Consider the following 20884-nt stretch of genomic DNA (forward strand, 5'->3'; position numbering starts at 1 on the left):
GCGGCGGGCGCCACCGGCACCGCGGCCGGCGCGGCGCCGGCCGCCCCGCTCCGCCACCGCCCGGAGCGGCCGGACGCGGTGCCCCGGGCCCCCAGCCGGGACACGTCGTCCGTCAGCTCGGGGAACAACTGCGTGTCCGTGACCCGTACTTCCGTACCGAACAGCGTCGACAGCGCCGGACGCGGCCGCCCGGTCTGCAGCGACACCACCTCGCGCAGCACACCCGTCAGCTGCTCCGCCATCTCCGCCGCCGAGGCGAACCGCCGCGCCGGATCCGGGTCGGTGGCCCGCACCAGCAGCCGGTAGAACGACTCGTAGGTCCGGAACACCTCGATGTTGTCCGGGTCCGGCAGCGAGTCCACGAAGACGTTGGTGTAGCCCTGGAAGTCGAAGGTGAGCACCGCGAGTGTCCGCGCGACCGTGTACAGGTCGGAGGCGACCGACGGGCCGACCTCCGCGACCTCCGGCGCCTGATACCCCACTGTGCCGTAGATGGCCGACTCGTCGTCGTCCATCCTGCGGACGGCGCCCATGTCGATCAGCTTCAGCTGGTCCTCGGTCTGGATCGCGTTGTCGACCTTGAAGTCGCAGTACAGCAGGTTGCGGCTGTGCAGATGACCGAGCGCCTCCAGCGCCTCGATGCCGTACGCGCAGGCCTGCTCGACCGGCAGCGGATCGCGCTTGCCCGCGGCGGTGCGGCGCTCGTTGGCGATGTCCTTGAGCGCCTTGCCGCCGACGTACTCCATCACGATGTAGCCGTCGAGCGAGCCGGTGCGCTGGTCGAGGTGTTCGACGAAGTTGTAGATCCGGACGATGTTGGAGTGCTCGATCTCGGCGAGGAAGCGGCGCTCGGAGATCGCGGCCGCCATGGCGTCCTGGTCACCGGTGTCGAGCAGGCCCTTGAGCACCACCCAGCGGTCGGAGACCGCACGGTCGACCGCGAGATAGACCCAGCCGAGTCCGCCGTGCGCCAGACAGCCGGCGACCTCGTACTGGCCGTGCACGATGTCGCCCGCGTGGAGCTTGGGCACGAACGAGTAGGGGTGACCGCACTTGGTGCAGAACCCTTCGGTGCGGCCCACCCGTTCACCGCGGGACCGGCCGACCGGGGCCCCGCAGTCGGAACGCGAACAGAATCGCTTCCGCTCCGGCACCTCCGGGTTCTCCATCACCGCCGAGCGCGGGTCGGGACGCGGCACGTCCGGCACCTGCACCAGGCCCGCACCCAGCCTGCCCCGGGCGGACGCGCCCGAGGACGAACCGGAGGAACGCACCGATACCGAGGGAGAGGTGGCGGAGCCGGACAGCGAACGCGAGAGCCGCCCCGACACCGAACGCCGAGAGGTCGACGAGCGGGACGAACGCGAGGACGCCCGGGACGAGGACCGTGAACCACTCCTGCTGCCCCGGCTGTTCGCGCCGCCGCCCGCGATCCCGGTGGGCGGCGAGCTCACCAGACCGTCCCCGGGTTCTCGGCTTCGCTCGAACGGGGAAGGCCCCGCCGGCGACACGACCGGAGCCAGACCGCAGGTGTCGCAGTACAGCTCACCGCCGCCCATGTCCTCGTAACTGCCCTCGCACGCGGGGCGCTGGCACTGCGTACTCATGGTCGGTCCCCCTGATCGCCCCGCCGCCGCAGCGGCCCCTGCGCCTTGCGTACCCCTGTGCTCATCGCCGGCCCTCCGGTCCCGGCGCCCGGTACTGGGAGAGCAGTTCGGCCGCCGCCTCCTGGTAGCGCAGCACCGCCTGTCCGGCGACCCGCAGATCGCACGGTGCGCTCCACAGCATCCGGCGCGCCGCGTCGTACCGCTCGATCAGCAACGGATCCTCGGCCAGACCGTGCCGGGCGACCTTCGCCTTGTACGCGTCGAGCCTGCCGCGCAGCTCCGCCCGCACCGCCAGCGGGGCCGTGACCGCGGTCAACGACTCACGGGCCCGCAGCAATTCGTCCTCGGCCTCCCGCTCCAGCTTCTCCAGGAGCGGGGACAGCCGGTGCCACTGGGCATGCCTGCGGTACTCCGAGGCGGCGGCCAGCCGCTCCTGGAGCACGGTCGGCGGGCCGCTGACCGCGGGCACCTCGGAGGCCGCGATCTTCGCCAGCACCTCGCCGCGCGCCGCCCGGGCCTCGGTCAGGGTGCGGTCCGCGCGGGAGAGCACGTCGCGCAGCTGGACCAGGCGCTGCTCGGCGTCCTGCCGCACCGCGAGCACCGCCTCGATCTCACGGCGTACGTCGTCCAGGGCGCGGGCCGCCCGGTCGTAGCGCGCCGTGTCGGGGCGGCCGCCGCCGGGTGCCGAACTGCCCGGTCCCGGTAGCCAGAAGGCCAGCGGATCGGAGATCACCTGGACCCGGAGCGTGGCCAGTTCGTGGGTGATCGCCTCCAGGTCGTCGCCCGCCGGGTGCTCACCGGGCCGCACCCCCACGGAGTGCGCCAGCGAACGGGTGCGGTGCAGCTCGGCGGCGAGCAGATCTATCCGGGCGGGCAGCGCGGACCACACGGAGTCGGAGGCGACGACCATGTCCAGCGAGCGGGCGTACAGCTCGTTCATCCGGCCGACCAGTTCCTCCAGCGTGAACCGCTCGGAGAGCCTGGCCGGGCCGCCCACCGAAGGATCGGGGCGGGCCGCCGCGTGCGCCACCGTGACGCCCTGGCCGCGCAGCAGCTCGGTGAGGGCCACCAGATCGTCCCGGTTGGGACAGCGGCGGCGGGCCCGCACCGCACGCGCCTGGGCGAGCACCCCCGCATAGGCGTCGAAATACCGCCACAGCAGTGTGATCGCCTGATCGGTCGAGGCCCAGCGTTCCTTGGTGACACCGGTCAGCTCGGCGCCCTCCAGGAGCCGGCGGCCCGCATGGTCCTGGAGGGCGAGGAGCGAGGTCTCGATCGCCTCGTGCTCCGCGCCGAGCCGGGCCAGCGCACGGTCCGCCTCGTCCCGGTCTATGACCGGGACGGGGGGCCCGGCCGCCTGGCCGGGGAAGGGGCCCGCGACGCCCATCGATCACCTCTCCGCTCTTCCTGCCGGGGCGGGCCCCGGCAGGATCAGTACCACTGTCTCTGCGGCCGGGCCCGCTCCGTCGCGCCCACCCGGCCGGTCCGGCGTCAGTTGCTCCGGTACTTGGGGGCCGGCGGCGCCGTTATCCCCGGCAGACCGTCCTCCAGCCAGTTCCGGTACGACTGCATCCAGGGGCTGTCCTTGCCGCCCCTGCGGTAGTCCACCAGAACCTGGTTGACCCGTGCCACCAGGTCGTCGGCGCCGAGCTTCGCCGCCACGCCGTAGTACTCGGTGGTGAACGGCTTGTCGCCCTTGAGCTCGACCGCCGGGTCCTGGGCGGCCTGGCCGGCCGCCAGCGCGTTGTCCGTGACCACCGCGTCGACCTCGCCCAGTTGCAGCCGCACCAGGCAGTCCAGCTGGTTGGGGACGGTGAGCTGGTCCTCGTCCGCCTCGGTGCCGTCGTGCGGGTCCTTGAAGACCGCCCCGAACGACTGCTTCTCCAGCGCCTCGTAGGCGGTGGAGCCCTCGGCGGTGCAGACCCGCTTGCCGGTCAGCGACTTGCCGAAGCCGGTGATCGTCGATTCCTTCGGCGCGAGGACCTGCTGCCCGGCCTGGAAGTAGGCCGTGGAGAACGAGACCTGCTTCAGCCGGCTGCAGTTGATGGTCATCGTCCGGACGACGACGTCGACCTTGTCGTTCTCCAGGGCGGCGATCCGCTGGTTGGTGGGGATGGCCCGGAAGATCACCGCGTCGGGGTCGCCCAGGATGTTCTCGGCGATGGCCCGCACCAGATCGATGTCGAAGCCTTCGAGCTTGTCCTTGCCCTCGGCGGCCGCCGTATTGCGGTATCCCCAGCTGAAGCTGTTCTGGTCGACGCCCGCGATCAGCTTTCCGCGCTTCTTGATCTTCTCGATGTTCGGACCGCTGCCGGACGACGGCGGAAGGCTCGCCTCCGGGTCCGTGCAGCCGTCGGCCCTGATCTGCACGGCCCCGGCCGTGCCCGGCCCCGCGACATCCGCGCCGAGGACCTCGGCGCCGCCGTGGGAGAGCGGTAGCAGGGTGAGTGCGGCCGTCACCGCGCAGGCCACGGCCATGCCCGTCACCCCGCCCCAGCCGCGCAGCCTGCCGCGGGCCCCAGGGCCCGCGCCGAGCTTGCCGCCGGGCTCGCGCGGTCCGGGGCCTCCGTCTCCGGCGTTGTCGTCGGTCACCGACGCTCCGCGTCGATTCCCTCCTCCGCCCTGGATCCGAAGGCCCCGGACCGCGCTCCCTGATCCGGCGGGAAACTCGGCGCGGGCCCTCGCACCCGCGCGCTTCCTGGTCATCGCTCCTCCTCTCACCGGTACTCCGAGAGCCTGCGGTTGACGCCGAGGATCGCGGCCACGGCGGCCAGCGCGGCCAGTGCGGCGGCCCCGGTCGGCAGCCCGCCCAGCGCCCCCTGCCCGCCCTTCGCGGCCCGGGTGAACTCGCCCTGCTCATGGGCGAGCGCCTGCTTCAGCGCGTCGTCCACCCGCTCGAAGGACTCACCCGTCGAGTCCTTCGACCCGATGATCTGTGTCCGCGCGCCCTCGTAGTCGCCGCTGTCGTCGGCCGTACGGGCCGTCCGGTGGCGGTCCTGCCACTCGGCGACGGCGTCGACGGCCTTCGTCACCGGCCCTCTACCCCGGTCGTCGTCGGCGAGCTTCCCGGCTCTCGACAGCTCTTCGCCGAGGGCCTTCATGCCCGTGCTGTAGTCGGTCTCGTACTTGTCGTTCCTGCCGTCCGCGGTGAGCACGGCGCCGCGGGCGACCAGAGTGAGGTTCTCATTGGCGCGCGCCTTCAGCGAGTCGATCCGCGCGTGGTTGAGGACGTCGAGGGACTGCTGCCCGTCGACATCGGCGGCGTGCAGCTCGGACCGCGCCACCGTGTGCCCCACGGCCAGCCACAGCAGCAGCACCGTGGACGCCGCGGTCGCGACGAGCAGCCCGTGGTTGAACACCCGGTTCGTCCTGAGGTAGTTGCGCCGCTGCGCCCAGACCAGCCCGCCCAGCGCCACGACCCCGAGCCCGAGCGAGAAGAACGGCCGGGCCCTGGCCGAGTCGCTGTCCTCGCCGAGCCGGCCGGTCTCCGCCGTGTACAGCCGCTCGGCGGCCGGCAGCATCACCTTGCTCATCCGCTGGTTGGCGTACCGGATGTAGGCGCCGCCCAGCGGCAGGCCCTGCCGGTTGTTGGCGCGGGCCCGCTCGATCAGGCCCGTGTACCGGGGGAGTTCCTTGCTGAGCGTGGTGATCTCCTGACCGGACTTCGTCGACGCGTCGGTGTTGGCGGCGGCCTTCACCAGGAGGCGGGAGGCCTCCTGGATGTCCTTCTCGTACCGGTCGTGGACATCGCGCGGCTCCTGCGCCCCGGCCAGGAAACCGCTCGCCGCGGCGGTGTCGGCGTCCGCGAGCGAGCGGTAGATGGCCGCCGCGTCGGCGCTCAGCGGCTGGCTGCGGCCCACCACGTCGTCGGCGGCGGCCGCCCGGTCGGCGATCTCGAAGGCCGTGACGGCTCCGAACGCCACGACGAGCAGGGCCAGTACGGCCCCGATGATCTGGAGTCTGCCCGGCTCGGTGGTGGCCGCGGCCCGCACCTTGTCGGCCGTCACGGACAGCACGCCGCGCTGCGGCGGAGCGGGTGCGGTCGCGGGCGGCTGCACCGGCCCGTGCTCAGGCGCCGTGCGCACATTCGGCGGGTATGTCACCCGACCTCCCCCTCGGTCACTGACGGTGGTCCGACCCCCGGCCGATCGGGGACCGGTACCCGGCCATGAAGTATGGCCGCAGGGACCGGCATCCACACCACGAACGTCCGGATCCTGCATCGGCCCACGGATGCGCCCACACGCATTCGATCAAGGCATGCGCCGCCGATCAAGCCGATCGACGGACCAGTACCCGGAGCGGACCGATCTCCCCACCCATGAACACGTCCGGGACAACTGAACGGTTCCCGTACGCGAGGGGCGCCCCGCAGCGCGAAAACGCGACGGAACGCCCCCAGGCCATGCCGTGGATCCCGGACCACATGTCAGCCGTGCTGCGCACGCAGCCTCTCGTGCACCCCGGCGGCCGCGCCCGTGTGGTCCAGGCCGAGCAGCGCGGCGCCCAGCACCGGCGGCTGGGTCACCACCCGGATCTCCGCCTTCGGGGCCCGCACCGCGAGGAGTTCGCCGATCCTCGCGTCCAACTGAGGGTGACGGGCCGCCAGTACGCTGCCGCCCAGCACCACCGGCGCCTCCTCGTCCAGCAGGTCCAGCCTGCCCAGGGCGACCGAGGCCATCGCGACGACCTCCTCCGCCAGCCGGTCCACCAGAGCACCCGCGACCGCGTCCCCGGCCGCCGCGGTCGCGAAGAGCACCGGAGCCAGCTCGTGCCGGCGCTCGAACTCGACCCGGCCCAGATGCAGCGCCTCGATCAGCTCGTACATCGAGCCGAGCCCGAAGTGCCCCGGCAGCGTGCGGACCAGCTCGGTCGGCTCACCGCGCCCGTCCTCGGCCCGCGCGGCGAACCACATCGCCTCCTCGGCCAGCCCCGCGCCGCCGCCCCAGTCACCGGAGATCCGGCCTATGGCGGGGAACCGCGCGGTCCGCCCGTCCGGCACCATGCCGACACAGTTGATCCCCGCGCCGCAGACCACGGCCACACCGCGCGGTTCGTCCACCCCCGCGCGCAGTATCGCGAAGGTGTCGTTGCGCACCTCGACCGTGCGGCCCCACTCCCGGCGGACCAGGGCCTCGGCCAACTCGGCCTCCTCCACCGGGAGATCGGCGTTGGCCAGACACGCCGACACATGCTCCACGCCGGCGACGCACTGCTCGGACGCGGCCAGAGCCTGCTCGATCACCGAGGCCAGGACGTCCAACGCCGCCTCCACGCCCACCACCGGCGGCTGGAAGCCGCCGCCCCGGGCCGTCGAAAGCACCGTTCCGTCCGCACCGATCAGTGCCACGTCGGTCTTGCTGTTCCCCGCGTCGATCGCGAGGACCGAAGCATTCACGCCCACGCCAGGTACTCCCGGTTGTGCGCGATCAGCTTGTCGGTGAGCGCCTCGGCGTACTCGAACTGGCCGATCAACGGGTGCGCGAGCAGCGCCTTGAAGACCGCGTCCCTCCCGCCCGCCCGCCCGGTGGCCCGGCCGCCGCGGAGCGCGGCCTCCAGGGCGAGGTCCTCGTACGCCGTCACGTTGGCGATCAGACCGGCGTACAGCGGGTCCAGCCCGGGAACGGCGAGCGGCGTCGCGCCCGTGCCGTCGACCCGGGCCTGCACCTCGATCACCGCGTCGTCCGGCAGGAACGGCAGTGTGCCCTTGTTGTACGTGTTGACCACCTGCACCGCGGAGCCGCCCGAGCCGAGCAGCGAGGACGCCAGGTCCACGGCCGCCTCCGAGTAGAAGGCGCCACCGCGCTTGGCGAGCAGCGCGGGCTTCTCGTCCAGCGCCGGATCGCCGTACATGGCGAGGAGTTCCTTCTCCATCGCGGCGACCTCGGCGGCCCGGGACGGCTTGGTGCCGAGCTCCCGCACGACCGCGTCGTGCGCGTAGAAGTAGCGCAGGTAGTACGAGGGGACGACGCCGAGCCGGTCGACGATCGCCCGGGGCATGCGCAGGTCGCCCGCGATCGTGTCGCCGTGCTCGGCGAGCAGCCTCGGCAGCACGTTCTCGCCGTCGGGCCCGCCGAGGCGCACCCCGAGCTCCCAGGTCAGGTGGTTGAGCCCGACATGGTCGAGGTGCACCTCGCCGGGGGTGACGTCGAGCAGCCGGGCGAACTTCCGCTGGAAGCCGATCGCCACGTTGCACAGGCCGACGGCCTTGTGGCCGGCCTGGAGCAGCGCCCGGGTGACGATGCCGACCGGGTTGGTGAAGTCGATGATCCAGGCGTTCGGGTTGGTGCGGCGGACCCGCTCGGCGATGTCCAGGACGACCGGCACGGTGCGCATCGCCTTGGCGAGGCCGCCGGCGCCGGTGGTCTCCTGGCCGATGCAGCCGCACTCCAGCGGCCAGGTCTCGTCCTGGTTGCGGGCGGCCTGGCCGCCGACGCGCAGCTGGAGCAGGACCGCGTCGGCCTCGGCGACGCCCGCGTCGAGGTCCGAGGTGGTGACGATCCGCCCCGGGTGGCCCTGCTTGGCGAAGATCCGCCGGGCGAGGCCGCCCACGAGTTCCAGCCGGTCGGCCGCCGGGTCGACGAGCACCAGCTCCTCGATGGGCAGCGTGTCCCGCAGCCGGGCGAAGCCGTCGATCAGTTCAGGGGTGTAGGTGGACCCGCCACCAACTACTGCGAGCTTCATAGGTCAGCCCTTTACTCCGGTCAGTGTGACGCCCTCGACGAATGCCTTCTGTGCGAAGAAGAAGACGAGGATCACGGGGGCCATGACCAGTACGGTCGCGGCCATGGTCAGGTTCCAGTCGGTGTGGTGCGCGCTCTTGAAGGACTCCAGCCCGTAACTGAGCGTCCAGGCGGCCGGGTTCTCCGAGGCGTAGATCTGCGGGCCGAAGTAGTCGTTCCAGGCGTAGAAGAACTGGAAGAGGGCCACGGCGGCGATGCCCGGTTTCGCCATCGGCACCACGACCCTGAGCAGGGTGCGCAGTTCGCCGCAGCCGTCGACCTTCGCCGCGTCGAGGTACTCGTTCGGGATGGTCAGCAGGAACTGCCGCAGCAGGAAGATGGAGAACGCGTCGCCGAAGGCCATCGGGATGATCAGCGGCCAGAGCGTGCCGGACAGGTCCAGATGCTTGGCCCAGAACAGGTACATCGGGATGACGACGACCTGCGGCGGCAGCATCATCATCGAGATGACGAGCATCAGCGACAACTGCCGGCCGCGGAAGCGGAACTTGGCGAGTGCGTACGCCACGGGCAGCGACGACACGACCGTGAGGACGGTGCCGAGTCCCGCGTACAGCAGGGTGTTCCGCCACCAGATCAGGAAGCCGTCGGTTTCGAACACCCGCTGGTAGTTGCCCCACTCGAAGGGGTGCGGCCACAGATCGCGGGTCAGCGCCTGCTGGCCGCTCATCAACGAGGTGAGCACCAGGAAGACGAACGGCAGCACGAAGAAGAGCGCGGCGGCGACACCGAGCGCGTGCACGGCGATCCAGTTCAGCAGCGCCTTGCGGCGGGCCCTGCGCCCGGCCGGGGTGTCCGGGGTGCCCGGGGCGGCCGCGGGGGCGACCTTCTCCGGGGTGTCGAGAACCTGCGCCACGTCACTCACCTGCCTGGATCAGTCCGCTGCGGCGCCGCATCAGCAGTGCGGTGAACGCCATGGCGAGTACGAAGAGAACGAGTGCGACCACGCAGGCGGAGCCGTAGTCGAAGCGCTGGAAACCGAGGTTGTAGACGAGCTGCGGAAGCGTCAGCGTCGACTTGTCGGGGTAGCCCGGTTCGAACTGCTGCCCGGAGCCGCCCATCACTCCGGAGGCGACCTTCCCGGCCACGAACGGCTGGGTGTAGTACTGCATCGTCTGGATGATCCCGGTGACCACCGCGAACATGATGATCGGCGAGATGTTCGGCAGGGTGACGAAGCGGAACCGCTGGAGCGCCGTCGCCCCGTCCAGCTCCGCCGCCTCGTACTGCTCCTTCGGTACGTCGAGCAGGGCGGCCATGAAGATCACCATCAGGTCGCCCACCCCCCACACCGCGAGCGCGGTCAGCGCCGGCTTGGACCAGGTGGCGTCGGTGAACCAGCCGGGCGTGGGCAGCCCCAGCTCGCCGAGGATCGAATTGACCGGCCCGGTCCCGGGGTTGAGCAGGAAGACGAAGCCCAGGGTCGCCGCGACCGGCGGGGCCAGGTACGGCAGGTAGAACAGGGTGCGGAAGACCCCGGCCCCCGTCTTGATCCGGGTGACCAGCAGCCCGACACCGAGTCCGAACACCACCCGGCAGGTGACCATCACCACGACCAGCCAGAGCGTGTTGCGCAGCGCCGGCCAGAACAACGGGTAGTCGTTGAGGACGAACGACCAGTTCTGCAGCCCGCTGAACTCGGGGGCCGTGAAACCGTCGTAGTCGGTGAAGGAGAAATAGACGGTGGAGATCAGCGGGTAGGCGAAGAAGACACAGAACCCGATCAGCCACGGCGACATGAAGGCCGCTGTCCGAAGCGCCGACCGGCGGCGCTTCGAACGGAGTGTGTACGTGGTCATCGCGGTTCTACTCCGCCTGTGCGATCGCCGCGTCGATTTCCTTGGCTGTCTTCTCCAGACCCGCCTTGATGTCCTTCTGGTTGCCCTTCTCGATGTCGAACCCGAGGTTCTGCAGGGACACCAGGTATGCGCCGCCGTTCACCGAGGGCGGGGTGGTGGTGCTCTTCGGGTTCGCGGCGATGTCCAGGAACGTCTTGAACCGCGGGTCGTACTTCAGCTTCGGCGACTTCAGCGCCGCCAGGGTGGACGGCACATTGTGAATGGCATTGGCGAAGTTCACGACGGCATCGGTGTCGGTCGTCATGAACTTCACCAGCTCCCAGGAGGCATTCTGCTTCTTCGAGGTGGCGGCGATACCGGCGATGGTGCCGGTCAGATAGCCCTTGCCCCAGGAGTCGGCCTCGTCGTCGGCGACGGGCATCGGGGCGACGCCGATCTCGAAGTCCGGCTCGGTCTCCTCGGCCATCGCGAGCCGCCACTCGCCGTCCAGCTGCATCGCCACCTGGCCGGTGTGGAACGGGTGCTCGGCACCCCACTCGTCACCGAACGCCGTACGGTACTTCTCCAGCTTCTCGTAGCCGCCCAGGTCGTCGACCAGCTTCTTCTGGGCCGTGAGCATGGCGGCGAACGCGGGGTCCTTGGCGATGTTCGACCTGCCGTCCGCGTCGAAGTACTTCGGGGTCCAGCTGCCCAGGTAATGCTCGGTCGTCGACTCGTAACCGTGGTAGTTCGGCATGAAGCCGAGCTGCTCGTACGAATCGCCCTTGCTCTTCGTCAGCTTCCTGGCGGCCTCGGCGAACTCCGACCAGGTCTTCGGCGGCCCCGCGATACCGGCCTTCTCGAACGCGTCCTTGTTGTAGTAGAGGCCGTACGCGTCACCGAGCAGCGGCACGGTGCAGCGCACCCCGTCGAACTGCGTGTACTCGTTCATCGCCTTGGGGAAGGTCTTGTCCGGGTCGATCCCGTCCTTCTTCAGGAAGGGATTCAGATCGACGAACGCCTTCGACGAGCAGAATTTGCCGACATTGTTCGTGGTGAACGACGAGACGACGTCCGGGGCGTTCGAACCGCCCGCCCGCAGCGCCTGGTTGACCTTGTCGTCGGTCATGTTGCCGACGACCTTCACATGGATGTTGGGATGCGCCTTCTCGAAGGCGTCGACCGTCGCCTGGATTCCCCGGACCTCGTTCGGGTCGATCCAGCCGTGCCAGAAAGTGATGGTCGTCTCCTTGGACGGGTCATCACTGGCACCGGAGTTGCTCTGGCCCGTACAGGCCGAGGCGAGCAGGGACATGGCGGCCGTCGCGGCGAGCGCGGCGGCCGTCTTCCGGCGGTTTCCGGACATGGCGGTCTCCCGGTGAAGGAATGGGGGCGGGGTACGGAGGAGGACGGACCGAGAAGGGTCAGCGGGACGTGTCGAAGACTTCGTCACGGGTGGTGGCGAGTGCGCTCTCCAGCGCGCCGCGCAGTACGGGGCGGTGCTTCACGTCCCCGGCGATCAGCCGGGGCCGGGAGGCCGCCAGCTCGGTGAGCTCGGACTCCACCCGGCAGCGCAGCGGCTCGCCGCCGGCCGCGATGACCTCGCCGGACAGCACGACGACCTCCGGGTCGAGCACGGCGGTCAGGGAGGCGAGACCGGTCGCGAGACCGGTGGCGAACAGATCGAGGAGCCGGGGGTACGGGCCGTCCTCACCCGCCTCGGCGGCCTCGGCGGCGCGGGCGAGCAACCGGGCCGCGACCTCGTGATGGGTGCCGGGGGCGCGGATCAGCTCGTCGTCGATGCCGAGCTCCCGGCCCAGCCGGGACAGCACCTGAGCGCCCGCCAGCTCCTGGAAGCCGCCCGCGTTCACCTTGGTGACCTGACGGACCAGCGGGGCACCCGGCACCGGCAGGAAACCCACCTCGCCCGCGCCGCCGGTGAAGCCGCGGTGCAGCCGTCCGTTGATGACGAGGGCGGCACCGAGCCCCTCCTCGTTCCACAGCAGGACGAAGTCCTCGTACCCCCGCGCCGCGCCCAGCCGCTGTTCGGCCACCGCGACCAGGTTCACATCGTTCTCGTACTCCACCGGCATCGGCAGAAAGGCGGCCAGCTCCTCCAGCAGCGTGGGGGAGTGCCAGCCCGGCAGGTGCGAGGCGTACCGCAGCCGCCCGGTACCGGGGTCGAAGGCGCCCGGGGTGCCGATGACGACCCGGTGCACATCGCAGCGGGTGAGCCCGGCGTCCTTCACCGCCCCGTCCAGCGCCCGAGCCACCTGCTGCACCACACCGTCGGCGCGCCGCCCGGGGGTGCGCAGCTCGAACTGTCCGACCGTCTCCCCGGTCACATCGGCGACGGCCGCGACGATCCGGCGGGCGTTCACATCCAGCCCCGCGACATGCGCGGCCCGCGCGTTCACTCCGTACAGCTGGGCGTTGGGCCCCGGCCGTCCGGCCACGGTCCCGGTGGCGACGACCAGCCCGGCCGCCTCCAGCCGCGCCAGCAGCTGCGAAGCGGTGGGCTTGGAGAGCCCGGTCAGCTTCCCGATCCTGGTCCGTGAGAGGGGGCCGTGCTCCAGCAGCAGATCAAGAGCAGCCCGGTCGTTCATGGCTCGCAGAACGCGGGGGGTACCCGGTGTGGTTCCGGCCATGAGTGCTGCACCTGCCCCTCTGTTAGGAAAGTTTCCTATTTGGTGAGAGGACGGTATGCGCGCGTCACCCGGCCGTCAATGGGCAGCGCCGCGGTGGCAACCAAAGCGTTACCCGGACGACTTCCGGAATATCCGGGTCCATGGTGAGGCATGCCCAACCGGATCGCCGGCGAACCGAGTTGGCACCGTATCGGCCCGCCCGGCGAGTGCTACTTCGAGATGTTCGGCGGGGTGATCGGGGCCGTGGCCAGGGACTGGGGGGAGGTGGTCGAGGCGTAGGCCGAGGGGGCGGCCATGCCGGATGCGGGGTCGGGGCCGGAGGGCTCGTCCGCCTGGGCCGGGACACCGCCGACGATGCGGATGCCCGCCGCGTCGAAGGCACGCTTGATCCGCCAGCGCAGCTCGCGCTCCACGCCCAGTGCCTTGCCCGGCATCGTCTTCGCGCTCAGCCGGACCGTCATCGAGTCCAGGAGCACCGTGTCCAGGCCCAGGATCTCCACCGGGCCCCACAGGAGCTCGTTCCAGGGGTCCTCCTTGGCCATCGCCGCGGCGGCCTCGGTGATCACCGTACGAACCTTGTCGAGGTCCTCCGTCGGGTGCACCATCACATCGACGCCGGCCGTCGACCAGCCCTGGCTGAGGTTGCCGATCCGCTTCACCTCGCCGTTGCGGACGTACCAGATCGCGCCGTTGTCGCCGCGCAGCTTCGTGACCCGCAGGCCGACCTCGATGACCTCGCCGGAGGCGACGCCCGCGTCGATGGTGTCGCCCACGCCGTACTGGTCCTCCAGGATCATGAAGACACCGGAGAGGAAGTCGGTGACCAGGTTGCGCGCACCGAAACCGAGCGCCACACCGGCCACACCGGCGGAGGCCAGCAGCGGGGCCAGGTTGATCTGGAACGCGCTCAGGATCATCAGGGCGGCCGTGCCGAGGATCAGGAACGACGCGACCGAGCGGAGCACCGAACCGATCGCCTCCGAGCGCTGACGGCGGCGTTCCGCGTTGACCAGCAGCCCGCCGAGCGCGGTGCCCTCCACCGCCTGGGCACTGCGGTTCATCCGGTCGATGAGCTTGGTGATAGCCCGCCGGATCGCGTTCCGCAACACGATGGCGATCGCCACGATGAGGATGATGCGCAGACCGGTGCTCAGCCAGGTGGACCAGTTCTCCTGCACCCAGCCCGCGGCATCGCCGGCCTGCTTGGCGGCTTCGTCCAGCGAGCTGCCGGGCTCGGGTGACGGGGCTGCGGCCAACAGGGCGGACAGGGACACGGTGGGACCTCCAGATGGGCAACGGCGGCCCGACCACACTAACGGGGCATCGGGAGTGGTCCATTGCCGTTACCGAGCGGAGAGACACGTCTCACGAGGGGACACCGAGGGCGGGAAGCAGCGCGGAGGCGGGGTCGCGGCGGCTGCCTGTGGCCGATCGCACATCGCGCGCGGGCCGTCGCGGAAGCGGGGCAAAAGCGCCTGTTCCGCCGGTGGCCGCGGCGCGAGCGGCCGGTGACCCGGGCGAAAATCCTTCCGGCCCGTTACGCGCACGTGGTGGCGCTTCCACCAGGCAGGAGTAGAGACTGAGACCGGATCGTCCCGGCGCGAGCCACGCGCCGCCGGCGTACAAGGAGGCATCCACCGTGCCGCACGTCCTGGTTCTCAACGCGTCGTACGAGCCACTCGGCGTCGTGCCGCTCCGCCGCGCGCTCGTCCTCGTCCTCGAAAACAAGGCCATCTGCCTGGAGGAGTCCGGCGCCTTCATGCGCAGTGCCACCCGGGTCGTCCCGGCCCCCAGCGTCGTCCGCCTGAAGCGGTTCGTACGGGTTCCCTACCGGGGGCCCGTACCGCTGACCCGCAGGGCGCTGTTCGCCCGGGACGGGGGCCGCTGCATGTACTGCGGCGCCACCGCGACCAGCGTCGACCATGTGATTCCGCGCAGCCGCGGCGGACAGCACGTCTGGGACAACGTGGTGGCGGCCTGCCGCCGCTGCAACCACTTCAAGGCGGACCGGCACCTGCCGGAGCTCGGCTGGCGGCTGCACCAGCAGCCCGCCCCGCCGACGGGGCTCGCCTGGCGGATCATCGGCACGGGACACCGCGACCCGCGCTGGCTGCCGTACTTGCAACCGTTCGGCGCGGACGACGCACTGGCCCGGATCGAAGGCAGCATTTCCGCCTGAGAGATCCGGGCCTTCGCCGTCCCCGGGAAAAACCCGGACCGTTACTCCGTCGCGGCGACGGCGTACGCCTCCACCGACCAGAGCGAATAGCCGAACTCGGTGCCCCGGGCATCGCCCTGGACCCTGAGATAGCGGGCGTCCTTCGCGTCCATCCGGACCGACTCGCGCCCGCCCCTGCCGTCCCGGACGGTTGCCGCCGTGCGCCAGCTGCGGCCGTCCGAGGAGACCTGGACGCGGTAGCGGGTGGCGTACGCGTCCTGCCAGTGCAGCACCACCCGGCCGATCCGGGCGGCCCGCGGCAGCTGTGCCTGCCACCAGGCACCGTCCTCGGCCGGTGAGGACCAGCGGGTCTCCGGATCGCCGTCGGAGGCGGCCGCCGCCGGGAAGTCCGGGGTCTCGTCGCCGGACGAGGACGCGGTGGCGGTGCGCAGCAGATCGGGGCCTGCGGTGCGCGGGAACGCCCGGACGGTGAGCGTGCTGCGTTCGTCACCGAAGCTGAACGGCACCTCGTACTCCCCGGCCGGGGTGCCCGCGGGAACCGTGATCTCCACGGGCACGTCGGTACGGGAACCGCGCGGCACCCTCGTCTGCTTCGGGACCTCCACCTCGATGCCCTTGGGTGCCTTCGCGGTGAGCGTGCCACGCACCTCGGCGGGGCGCCGGGCGGCGAGGCGCGCCTCGACCCGCTGCGGCCCGCCGCCGATCTCGGCATCCGTCTCGCCGCGTGGCAGATCGAGCCGGGCGGCGGGCTCGTCCCCGAACCAGGGCACGAGCGCGTGCACCCGCGGAGCCGGCACCGGGGTGCTCCCGGAGGCGCTGCCTCCCGGGGCCATCGGTGCCACCGTGCGGGAGACGACCGAAGGCATCGCCGGGACGTGCGCGGGCCAGGTGATCCGGATCGCGTCGGCCCGCAGCCCCTTCGCCGCCGTCTGGGTCCAGCCGCTCGCCGACAGCGCCCCCAGGCGGCGCCAGCCCTCCCCGGGCACATGGGCCTCCAGCGCCGCGCCGGCCACCGTGCCGCCACCGGGCAGGGTCATCGCCGTCACCGTCTCCACCGGGCGCGCCCGGTTCAGCCGGACCGTGTAGCTGCCCGGAGCCTTCGTCACCGTACCGGCGTCGCGGTCCGCGCCCGTCCAGGCGTCCGCCTCCCGGCGCACCCGGTCCAGGAACGGGCCCAGCACGCCCTTGCCGACCGTCGCTTCGTCCGCCTTGGCGGCCTTGCGCACCGGCTCCAGGGCCACCGACGCCTTCCAGGCGGCGTCGCCGTCGCCGCGCGACTGCGCCTGGAGCAGATCGACGGCCAGTTCGCCGGCCCGGCCGTAGCGGGACAACTGCTCCGTCCACGGCCGCACTTCGTCGTCCAGGCGCCCGTCCGCCAGGCCCTTCAGCCGCTGCGGGGCCTGGCGCATCACGGTGAACGCCTCTCGCAGCCTGCGCGCCGCGCCGTCCCGCTCCGTTGCATCGTGCGCCCCGCGGGACTTCCAGAACGCGGCCAGCAGCGGCCGCAGATACGCGGACTCGTCGCCGCCCAGCACGGATGTCGCGTTGTTCCCGGCCAGCGCCCGCAGCGCCTCCCTGGTGCGCGCGTCGGCGCCCGCCAGGTCGTCGATCGCCGCCTGCCAGGACTCCTGCGGCCGGTAACCCCTCGGGTTCCAGGCGAAGTCGGCGGCGGTGAAGAGCGGAATGCGGGACGCGGACGGCTGTTCCATCGCGTTGGCGAGCAGTGCCGCGGACCCTGTGGCCACCGCGGGGTCCCGGCCGGTGTACGGGCCGAGGAATATCCGGTCCTGCGCGTAGTCGTTGACCGGGTAGTTGTCCATCGTGACCAGCGGATGCCCGAACGCGGCGCGGGCGCCGGCCAGCTCCTTGCCGGTGATGGTCCTCGGCACGACCCCGACGCCGGTCCAGGCGATCTGGACCCGGTCGTCCAGTTCCTCGGCGAGCGCCTTGCGGTAGTCGGTGGACCCGTCCTGGTAGAACTCCGTCGGCATCACCGACAGCGGCTGCGAACCCGGATACCGGTCCGCGAGATGGCGCGCCACCTCGCCGGCCACCCGCGCCTGCGCCCTGGCCGCCGCCCGCGGGCCGCTGCCGAAGGTGTCGGCGTCGCCGTCGCAGTGCCATTCGCTGTAGCTGACGTCCTGGAACTGGAGCTGGAAGGCCCGCACGCCCAGCGCCCACATCGCGTCGAGCTTCTTCGTCAGCGCCTTCACGTCGCCGGCCGAGGACATGCACATGGCCTGGCCGGGGGCGACGGCCCAGCCGAGCGTCACATGCTCGGCGCGGGCCCGCTCGGCCAGCGCCCGGAAGTCGGCCCGCCGGCCGGCCGGGTACGGGTCGCGCCAACGGGCCTGGCGGTACGGATCGTCACCCGCCGCGTACAGGTACCTGTTCTGCTTGGTGCGGCCCATGAAGCCGATCTGGGCCAGCCGTTCCTCGTGGGTCCACGGCTGCCCGTAGAAGCCCTCGGTCGTGCCGCGTACGGCGGTGCCCGGCCAGTCCCTGACGGTGACTCCGGCGACGCTCCCGTCCCGGATCAGCTGACGCAGTGTCTGCACGCCGTGGAAGAGGCCGTCCTCGCCGAGACCGTCCACGGCGACGGTGTCCCGGCCCGCGACCCGGCCGACCGCGATCCGGTAGCCCCCGGAGGGCAGGTCGCCGCGCGTGGGCGCGTGCAGGGTGCGCAGCGCGTCCCGGGCGCTGTCGCCGCCGAGCCTGATGACCGGGCCGCGGCCGGGCAGCGCCTCGTGGACGGTCCGCACGCCCGCGTCCCGCAGGACCTGCCGGAGCGCGTCGACCGCGTACGGATCGGCGTGGGCGCCGGCGACGAGGGTGACCTCGGAGGAGAGCGGTACGGACGATCCGGCGGCCTGGACGGACTGCGGCCGGGGCCACACGGAGGGCAGTGCGGTGTCGTCCGTGCGGTCGGGGTTGGTGACCGCGGTGGAGCCGGGCGTGGACGGGGCCGCAACGGCCGCCGTGGTGCCCGTGGAGAGCAGTCCGCCGAGCACCGCGACCGCGATGGCCGTTGCCTGCGTTCCGCGCCTGAGCCGCATCGCTCGTCTCCCTCGTTCCCGCCGCTGGGCTCCGAGCCCACCACCCGCGCGCAAGGGTGTCAATGCGCGTGGGTGGTGTGCCGGAAATGCCCGATGGTGCAGGTGGGGTGAGCGTCGGCGGACCGGGGCCGCCGACGCCAAAGATGACGCCGGATGGCCGAAAACAGCGGACAACTTGCGGAGAACGGGCCCGAGGGGAACGGGATGTGACTCAGAGCACGTTGAATTCGTTGTGATGACGCCTACGCCAGTGGTCGAGTCCGCCGGGTAGGCCTGCTGTGTCCTGTTTCCCCACGGCCAGGAGGCCACCATGCCCGCTGTCGCGAAGCGTCTGCTCTCCGCCCTCCCCGGACAGGAACCCGGTCCCGCAGCCCCGCCGTCCCTCGCGCCGGCCCCCGTGCCCGGCCCCGGCCCGCTGACCAGCGAGCCGCCGCTCGCCGATGCGATACCCCTCACCAGCGAGCCGCCGCTCGCCGACGCCACCCCCCTGACCAGCGAACCCCCGCTCGCCGTCAACGCCCCGCTGACCAGCGAGCCGGCCACGTCCGGCGCCGCGTGGGGCACGGAGTTCCCAGGAGTCTGAATGGGCTTGGACCGGCTCGCCGCGCTGCACGGCGTCGCCACCTCCTACTCCCCGTCCGCCGACGTGACCGTGTCCGTTCCCGACGACACGGTCGTCGCCGTGCTCGCCGCGCTCGGCGTGGACGCCACCACGCCCGAAGCGGTACGGGAATCGCTCGCCGCCGCCGAGTCCTCGGCCCGCTCCCGGCTGCTCCCGCCGACGCTGGTGGTGTGGACCGGCGAGCCGCTGCCCGAGGCCCTGACCGGCCTGCCGCCCGGCACCACGCTGGAAATCGCCCTCGAAGACCCCGGTTCGGCCCCGTCCCCGCGGATGCGTATTCCGGCCGACCGACCGGATCCGGCCGTTTCGGTGCGGGGCACCGACGGCGGGCGGGCGGATCCGGTGGACGCGGTGGCGGATCCGCCGGGCGCGGAGGGGGCGGGGGACGGTGCCGGAGCGCCCGCGGTCCCCGCCTGGTGGGCCGAGCCGCCGCTCGGGGTGCACCGGCTGGCCGTACGGGCGCCCGGCGGCCGCAGCGCGGCCTGCACGTTCGTCGTCGCCCCGCCCCGGGCACCCCGGCCGCCCGCCCGCAGCCACGGCTTCCTCGTCCAGCTCTACTCCCTGCTCTCCGCCCGCTCCTGGGGCATGGGCGACCTGGGAGATCTCGCCGACCTCGCCGCCTGGTCCGGGCGGACCCTCGGCGCCGGATTCGTCCAGGTCAACCCGCTCCACGCCGCCGTACCCGGCAGGCCCACCGACCCCTCTCCGTACCGCCCCTCGTCGCGCCGCTTCCCCGACCCCGTGCATCTGCACATCGAGTCCGTCCCCGAGTACGGGCACGTGACGGACCGGGCCGCCCTCGACGACCTGCGCCAGGACGCCGCGACGCTCCGCGACACCGTCCTGAACAAGGGCGCGTTGATCGACCGCGACGCCGTCTGGGACCTCAAGCGCCAGGCTCTCGAACTCGTACGGCAGGTGCCCCTCACCCCCGGCCGCCGCGCCGCGTACTGCGACTTCCTGGCCGAGCAGGGACAGGCCCTGGAGGACCACGCCCTGTGGTGCGCCCTCGCCGAGGTGCACGGCCCCGACTGGCACAGCTGGCCCGCCGGGCTGCGCGACCCCCGCTCCCAGGAGGCCGCCCGCGCCCGCGGCGAACTGCTGGACCGGGTCGACTTCCACTGCCGGCTCGCCTGGCTGACCGACGGTCAGCTCGCCACCGCCCAGCGCGCCGCTCTCGACGCGGGCATGGCCGTCGGCATCGTCCACGACCTCGCCGTCGGCGTGCACCCCGGCGGTGCCGACGCCTGGGCCCAGCAGGACGCCTTCGCGCACGGCATGTCCGTCGGTGCGCCGCCGGACGCCTTCAACGCCCGCGGCCAGGACTGGGGCCTGCCGCCATGGCGCCCGGACGTCCTCGCCGCCTCCGGCTACGCCCCGTACCGCGGACTGCTGCGCGGGCTCCTCGCCCACGCGGGCGCCCTGCGCATCGACCACGTCATGGGCCTGTTCCGGCTCTGGTGGGTGCCTGAGGGACGCCCGCCCACCGAGGGCACCTATGTCACCCACGACGCCGAGGCGATGCTCGCGGTCCTCGTCCTGGAGGCACACCGGGCCGGCGCGGTCGTCATGGGCGAGGACCTCGGCACGGTCGAGCCGGGGGTCCGCGAGGCGCTGGCCCGGCGCGGCGTGCTCGGCACCTCCGTCCTCTGGTTCGAACGGGACTGGGCGGGGACCGGCCGCCCACTGGCCCCCGAGGAGTGGCGCGAGGACTGCCTCGCCACCGTCACCACCCACGATCTGCCGTCCACCGCGGCCCGGCTGACCGGCGACCATGTGACGCTGCGCCACCGCCTGGGCCTGCTCACCCGCCCCCTCGACCAGGAGCTGACGACGGACGCGGCCGACACCGCCGAGTGGCTGGGACATCTGGCCAGACTCGGCCTGCTCCCCGAGGGTGAGGGCGACGAGGAGGGCGCCGTCCGCGCCGTGCACCGCTTCCTGCTGCGCACCCCCGCCCGCATGACCGGCGTCTGGCTGCCCGACACACTCGGCGACCGCCGCCCCCAGAACCTCCCCGGCACCTGGGACCAGTACCCCAACTGGCGCCTGCCCGTCGCCGATGCGGAGGACCGTCCGGTCACCCTGGAGGAACTGGCCGCCGCACCCCGCCTGCACCGGCTGATGGCGGTCTTCCGCCCACGCGAGGACCGCCCGGAACCAGACCCGGAAGCCCACCCGCACGCCCACCCGTGATCACGCCCGACCCCGTACGGCACCCCCGGGCGCGCGCCCCTCGTAGGCGTTCGCT

Annotated in this window: 15 protein-coding genes; 3 read left to right on the forward strand and 12 right to left on the reverse strand. The window is 72.1% G+C overall.

The genetic code is table 11. The features are described 5' to 3' along the window. The 11 genes from ACWCQ6_RS12520 to ACWCQ6_RS12570 all read right to left on the reverse strand — a co-directional run. Nucleotides 1-1607, reverse strand: a 1607-nt coding sequence (locus ACWCQ6_RS12520; RefSeq protein WP_451088256.1) for a serine/threonine protein kinase, incomplete at its 3' end; no start/stop codon positions are given. Between the two features lie 61 nt (nt 1608-1668). Beyond that, complete coding sequence (locus ACWCQ6_RS12525; RefSeq protein ID WP_451088258.1) at nt 1669-2994, reverse strand: hypothetical protein; 1326 nt, start codon at nt 2992-2994, stop codon at nt 1669-1671. 104 nt (nt 2995-3098) lie between these two features. Continuing rightward, nucleotides 3099-4085: a glutamate ABC transporter substrate-binding protein gene (locus ACWCQ6_RS12530; RefSeq protein WP_451088420.1), complete on the reverse strand. Its 987-nt coding sequence runs from the start codon at nt 4083-4085 to the stop codon at nt 3099-3101. Between the two features lie 239 nt (nt 4086-4324). Then, nucleotides 4325-5710 (reverse strand): hypothetical protein, encoded by a 1386-nt coding sequence (locus tag ACWCQ6_RS12535; RefSeq protein WP_451088260.1) that lies wholly within the window; start codon nt 5708-5710, stop codon nt 4325-4327. 326 nt (nt 5711-6036) lie between these two features. Next, nucleotides 6037-7011 (reverse strand): N-acetylglucosamine kinase, encoded by a 975-nt coding sequence (locus tag ACWCQ6_RS12540; RefSeq protein WP_451088262.1) that lies wholly within the window; start codon nt 7009-7011, stop codon nt 6037-6039. Beyond that, entirely contained in the window at nt 7002-8291 is a 1290-nt protein-coding gene (locus ACWCQ6_RS12545) for a 6-phospho-beta-glucosidase (protein WP_451088264.1), read from the reverse strand. Before ACWCQ6_RS12545 ends, ACWCQ6_RS12540 begins: the two co-directional genes overlap by 10 nt. 3 nt (nt 8292-8294) lie before the next feature. Beyond that, nucleotides 8295-9206: a carbohydrate ABC transporter permease gene (locus tag ACWCQ6_RS12550; protein WP_451088266.1), complete on the reverse strand. Its 912-nt coding sequence runs from the start codon at nt 9204-9206 to the stop codon at nt 8295-8297. Nucleotide 9207: 1 nt separating this feature from the next. Further along, the gene (locus tag ACWCQ6_RS12555) at nt 9208-10149 is read right to left on the reverse strand and encodes a carbohydrate ABC transporter permease (protein ID WP_451088268.1); all 942 of its coding nucleotides are present in this window, start codon (nt 10147-10149) and stop codon (nt 9208-9210) included. A gap of 7 nt (nt 10150-10156) precedes the next feature. Then, a complete protein-coding gene (locus ACWCQ6_RS12560; RefSeq protein ID WP_451088270.1) occupies nt 10157-11494 on the reverse strand; it encodes an ABC transporter substrate-binding protein in 1338 nt (445 codons plus the stop codon). A 58-nt stretch (nt 11495-11552) separates the two neighbouring features. Further along, a complete protein-coding gene (locus ACWCQ6_RS12565; RefSeq protein ID WP_451088272.1) occupies nt 11553-12776 on the reverse strand; it encodes an ROK family transcriptional regulator in 1224 nt (407 codons plus the stop codon). 209 nt (nt 12777-12985) lie between these two features. Continuing rightward, complete coding sequence (locus tag ACWCQ6_RS12570) at nt 12986-14050, reverse strand: mechanosensitive ion channel family protein (protein WP_451088274.1); 1065 nt, start codon at nt 14048-14050, stop codon at nt 12986-12988. 365 nt (nt 14051-14415) lie between these two features. Here ACWCQ6_RS12570 and ACWCQ6_RS12575 point away from each other — a divergent pair, with 365 nt between their 5' ends. Then, the gene (locus ACWCQ6_RS12575; RefSeq protein WP_451088276.1) at nt 14416-14955 is read left to right on the forward strand and encodes an HNH endonuclease; all 540 of its coding nucleotides are present in this window, start codon (nt 14416-14418) and stop codon (nt 14953-14955) included. 41 nt (nt 14956-14996) lie between these two features. Here the strand turns inward: ACWCQ6_RS12575 and ACWCQ6_RS12580 are convergent, their stop codons facing one another. Next, nucleotides 14997-18011 carry a beta-N-acetylglucosaminidase domain-containing protein gene (locus ACWCQ6_RS12580; protein WP_451088278.1) on the reverse strand — a complete coding sequence of 1005 codons (3015 nt, stop codon included), beginning with the start codon at nt 18009-18011 and terminating at the stop codon, nt 14997-14999. A 310-nt stretch (nt 18012-18321) separates the two neighbouring features. On the opposite strand from ACWCQ6_RS12580, the gene ACWCQ6_RS12585 reads away from it, so the two are divergent. Beyond that, nucleotides 18322-18594, forward strand: a complete 273-nt coding sequence (locus ACWCQ6_RS12585) for a hypothetical protein (protein WP_451088280.1) — start codon at nt 18322-18324, stop codon at nt 18592-18594. Next, nucleotides 18595-20829 carry a 4-alpha-glucanotransferase gene (gene malQ, locus ACWCQ6_RS12590; protein WP_451088282.1) on the forward strand — a complete coding sequence of 745 codons (2235 nt, stop codon included), beginning with the start codon at nt 18595-18597 and terminating at the stop codon, nt 20827-20829. Nucleotides 20830-20884: the final 55 nt, after the last annotated feature.

The organism is Streptomyces sp. NPDC001880 (assembly GCF_053594575.1).

What these genes read in the sequence shown, in the direction of transcription:
- ACWCQ6_RS12555 (WP_451088268.1), bottom strand. Translation starts at nt 10,149, where the DNA reads ATGACCACGTACACACTCCGTTCGAAGCGCCGCCGGTCGGCGCTTCGG.
- ACWCQ6_RS12530 (WP_451088420.1), bottom strand. Translation starts at nt 4,085, where the DNA reads ATGGCCGTGGCCTGCGCGGTGACGGCCGCACTCACCCTGCTACCGCTC.
- ACWCQ6_RS12585 (WP_451088280.1), top strand. Translation starts at nt 18,322, where the DNA reads ATGCCCGCTGTCGCGAAGCGTCTGCTCTCCGCCCTCCCCGGACAGGAA.
- ACWCQ6_RS12560 (WP_451088270.1), bottom strand. Translation starts at nt 11,494, where the DNA reads ATGTCCGGAAACCGCCGGAAGACGGCCGCCGCGCTCGCCGCGACGGCC.
- ACWCQ6_RS12525 (WP_451088258.1), bottom strand. Translation starts at nt 2,994, where the DNA reads ATGGGCGTCGCGGGCCCCTTCCCCGGCCAGGCGGCCGGGCCCCCCGTC.
- ACWCQ6_RS12580 (WP_451088278.1), bottom strand. Translation starts at nt 18,011, where the DNA reads ATGCGGCTCAGGCGCGGAACGCAGGCAACGGCCATCGCGGTCGCGGTG.
- ACWCQ6_RS12565 (WP_451088272.1), bottom strand. Translation starts at nt 12,776, where the DNA reads ATGGCCGGAACCACACCGGGTACCCCCCGCGTTCTGCGAGCCATGAAC.
- ACWCQ6_RS12545 (WP_451088264.1), bottom strand. Translation starts at nt 8,291, where the DNA reads ATGAAGCTCGCAGTAGTTGGTGGCGGGTCCACCTACACCCCTGAACTG.
- malQ (WP_451088282.1), top strand. Translation starts at nt 18,595, where the DNA reads ATGGGCTTGGACCGGCTCGCCGCGCTGCACGGCGTCGCCACCTCCTAC.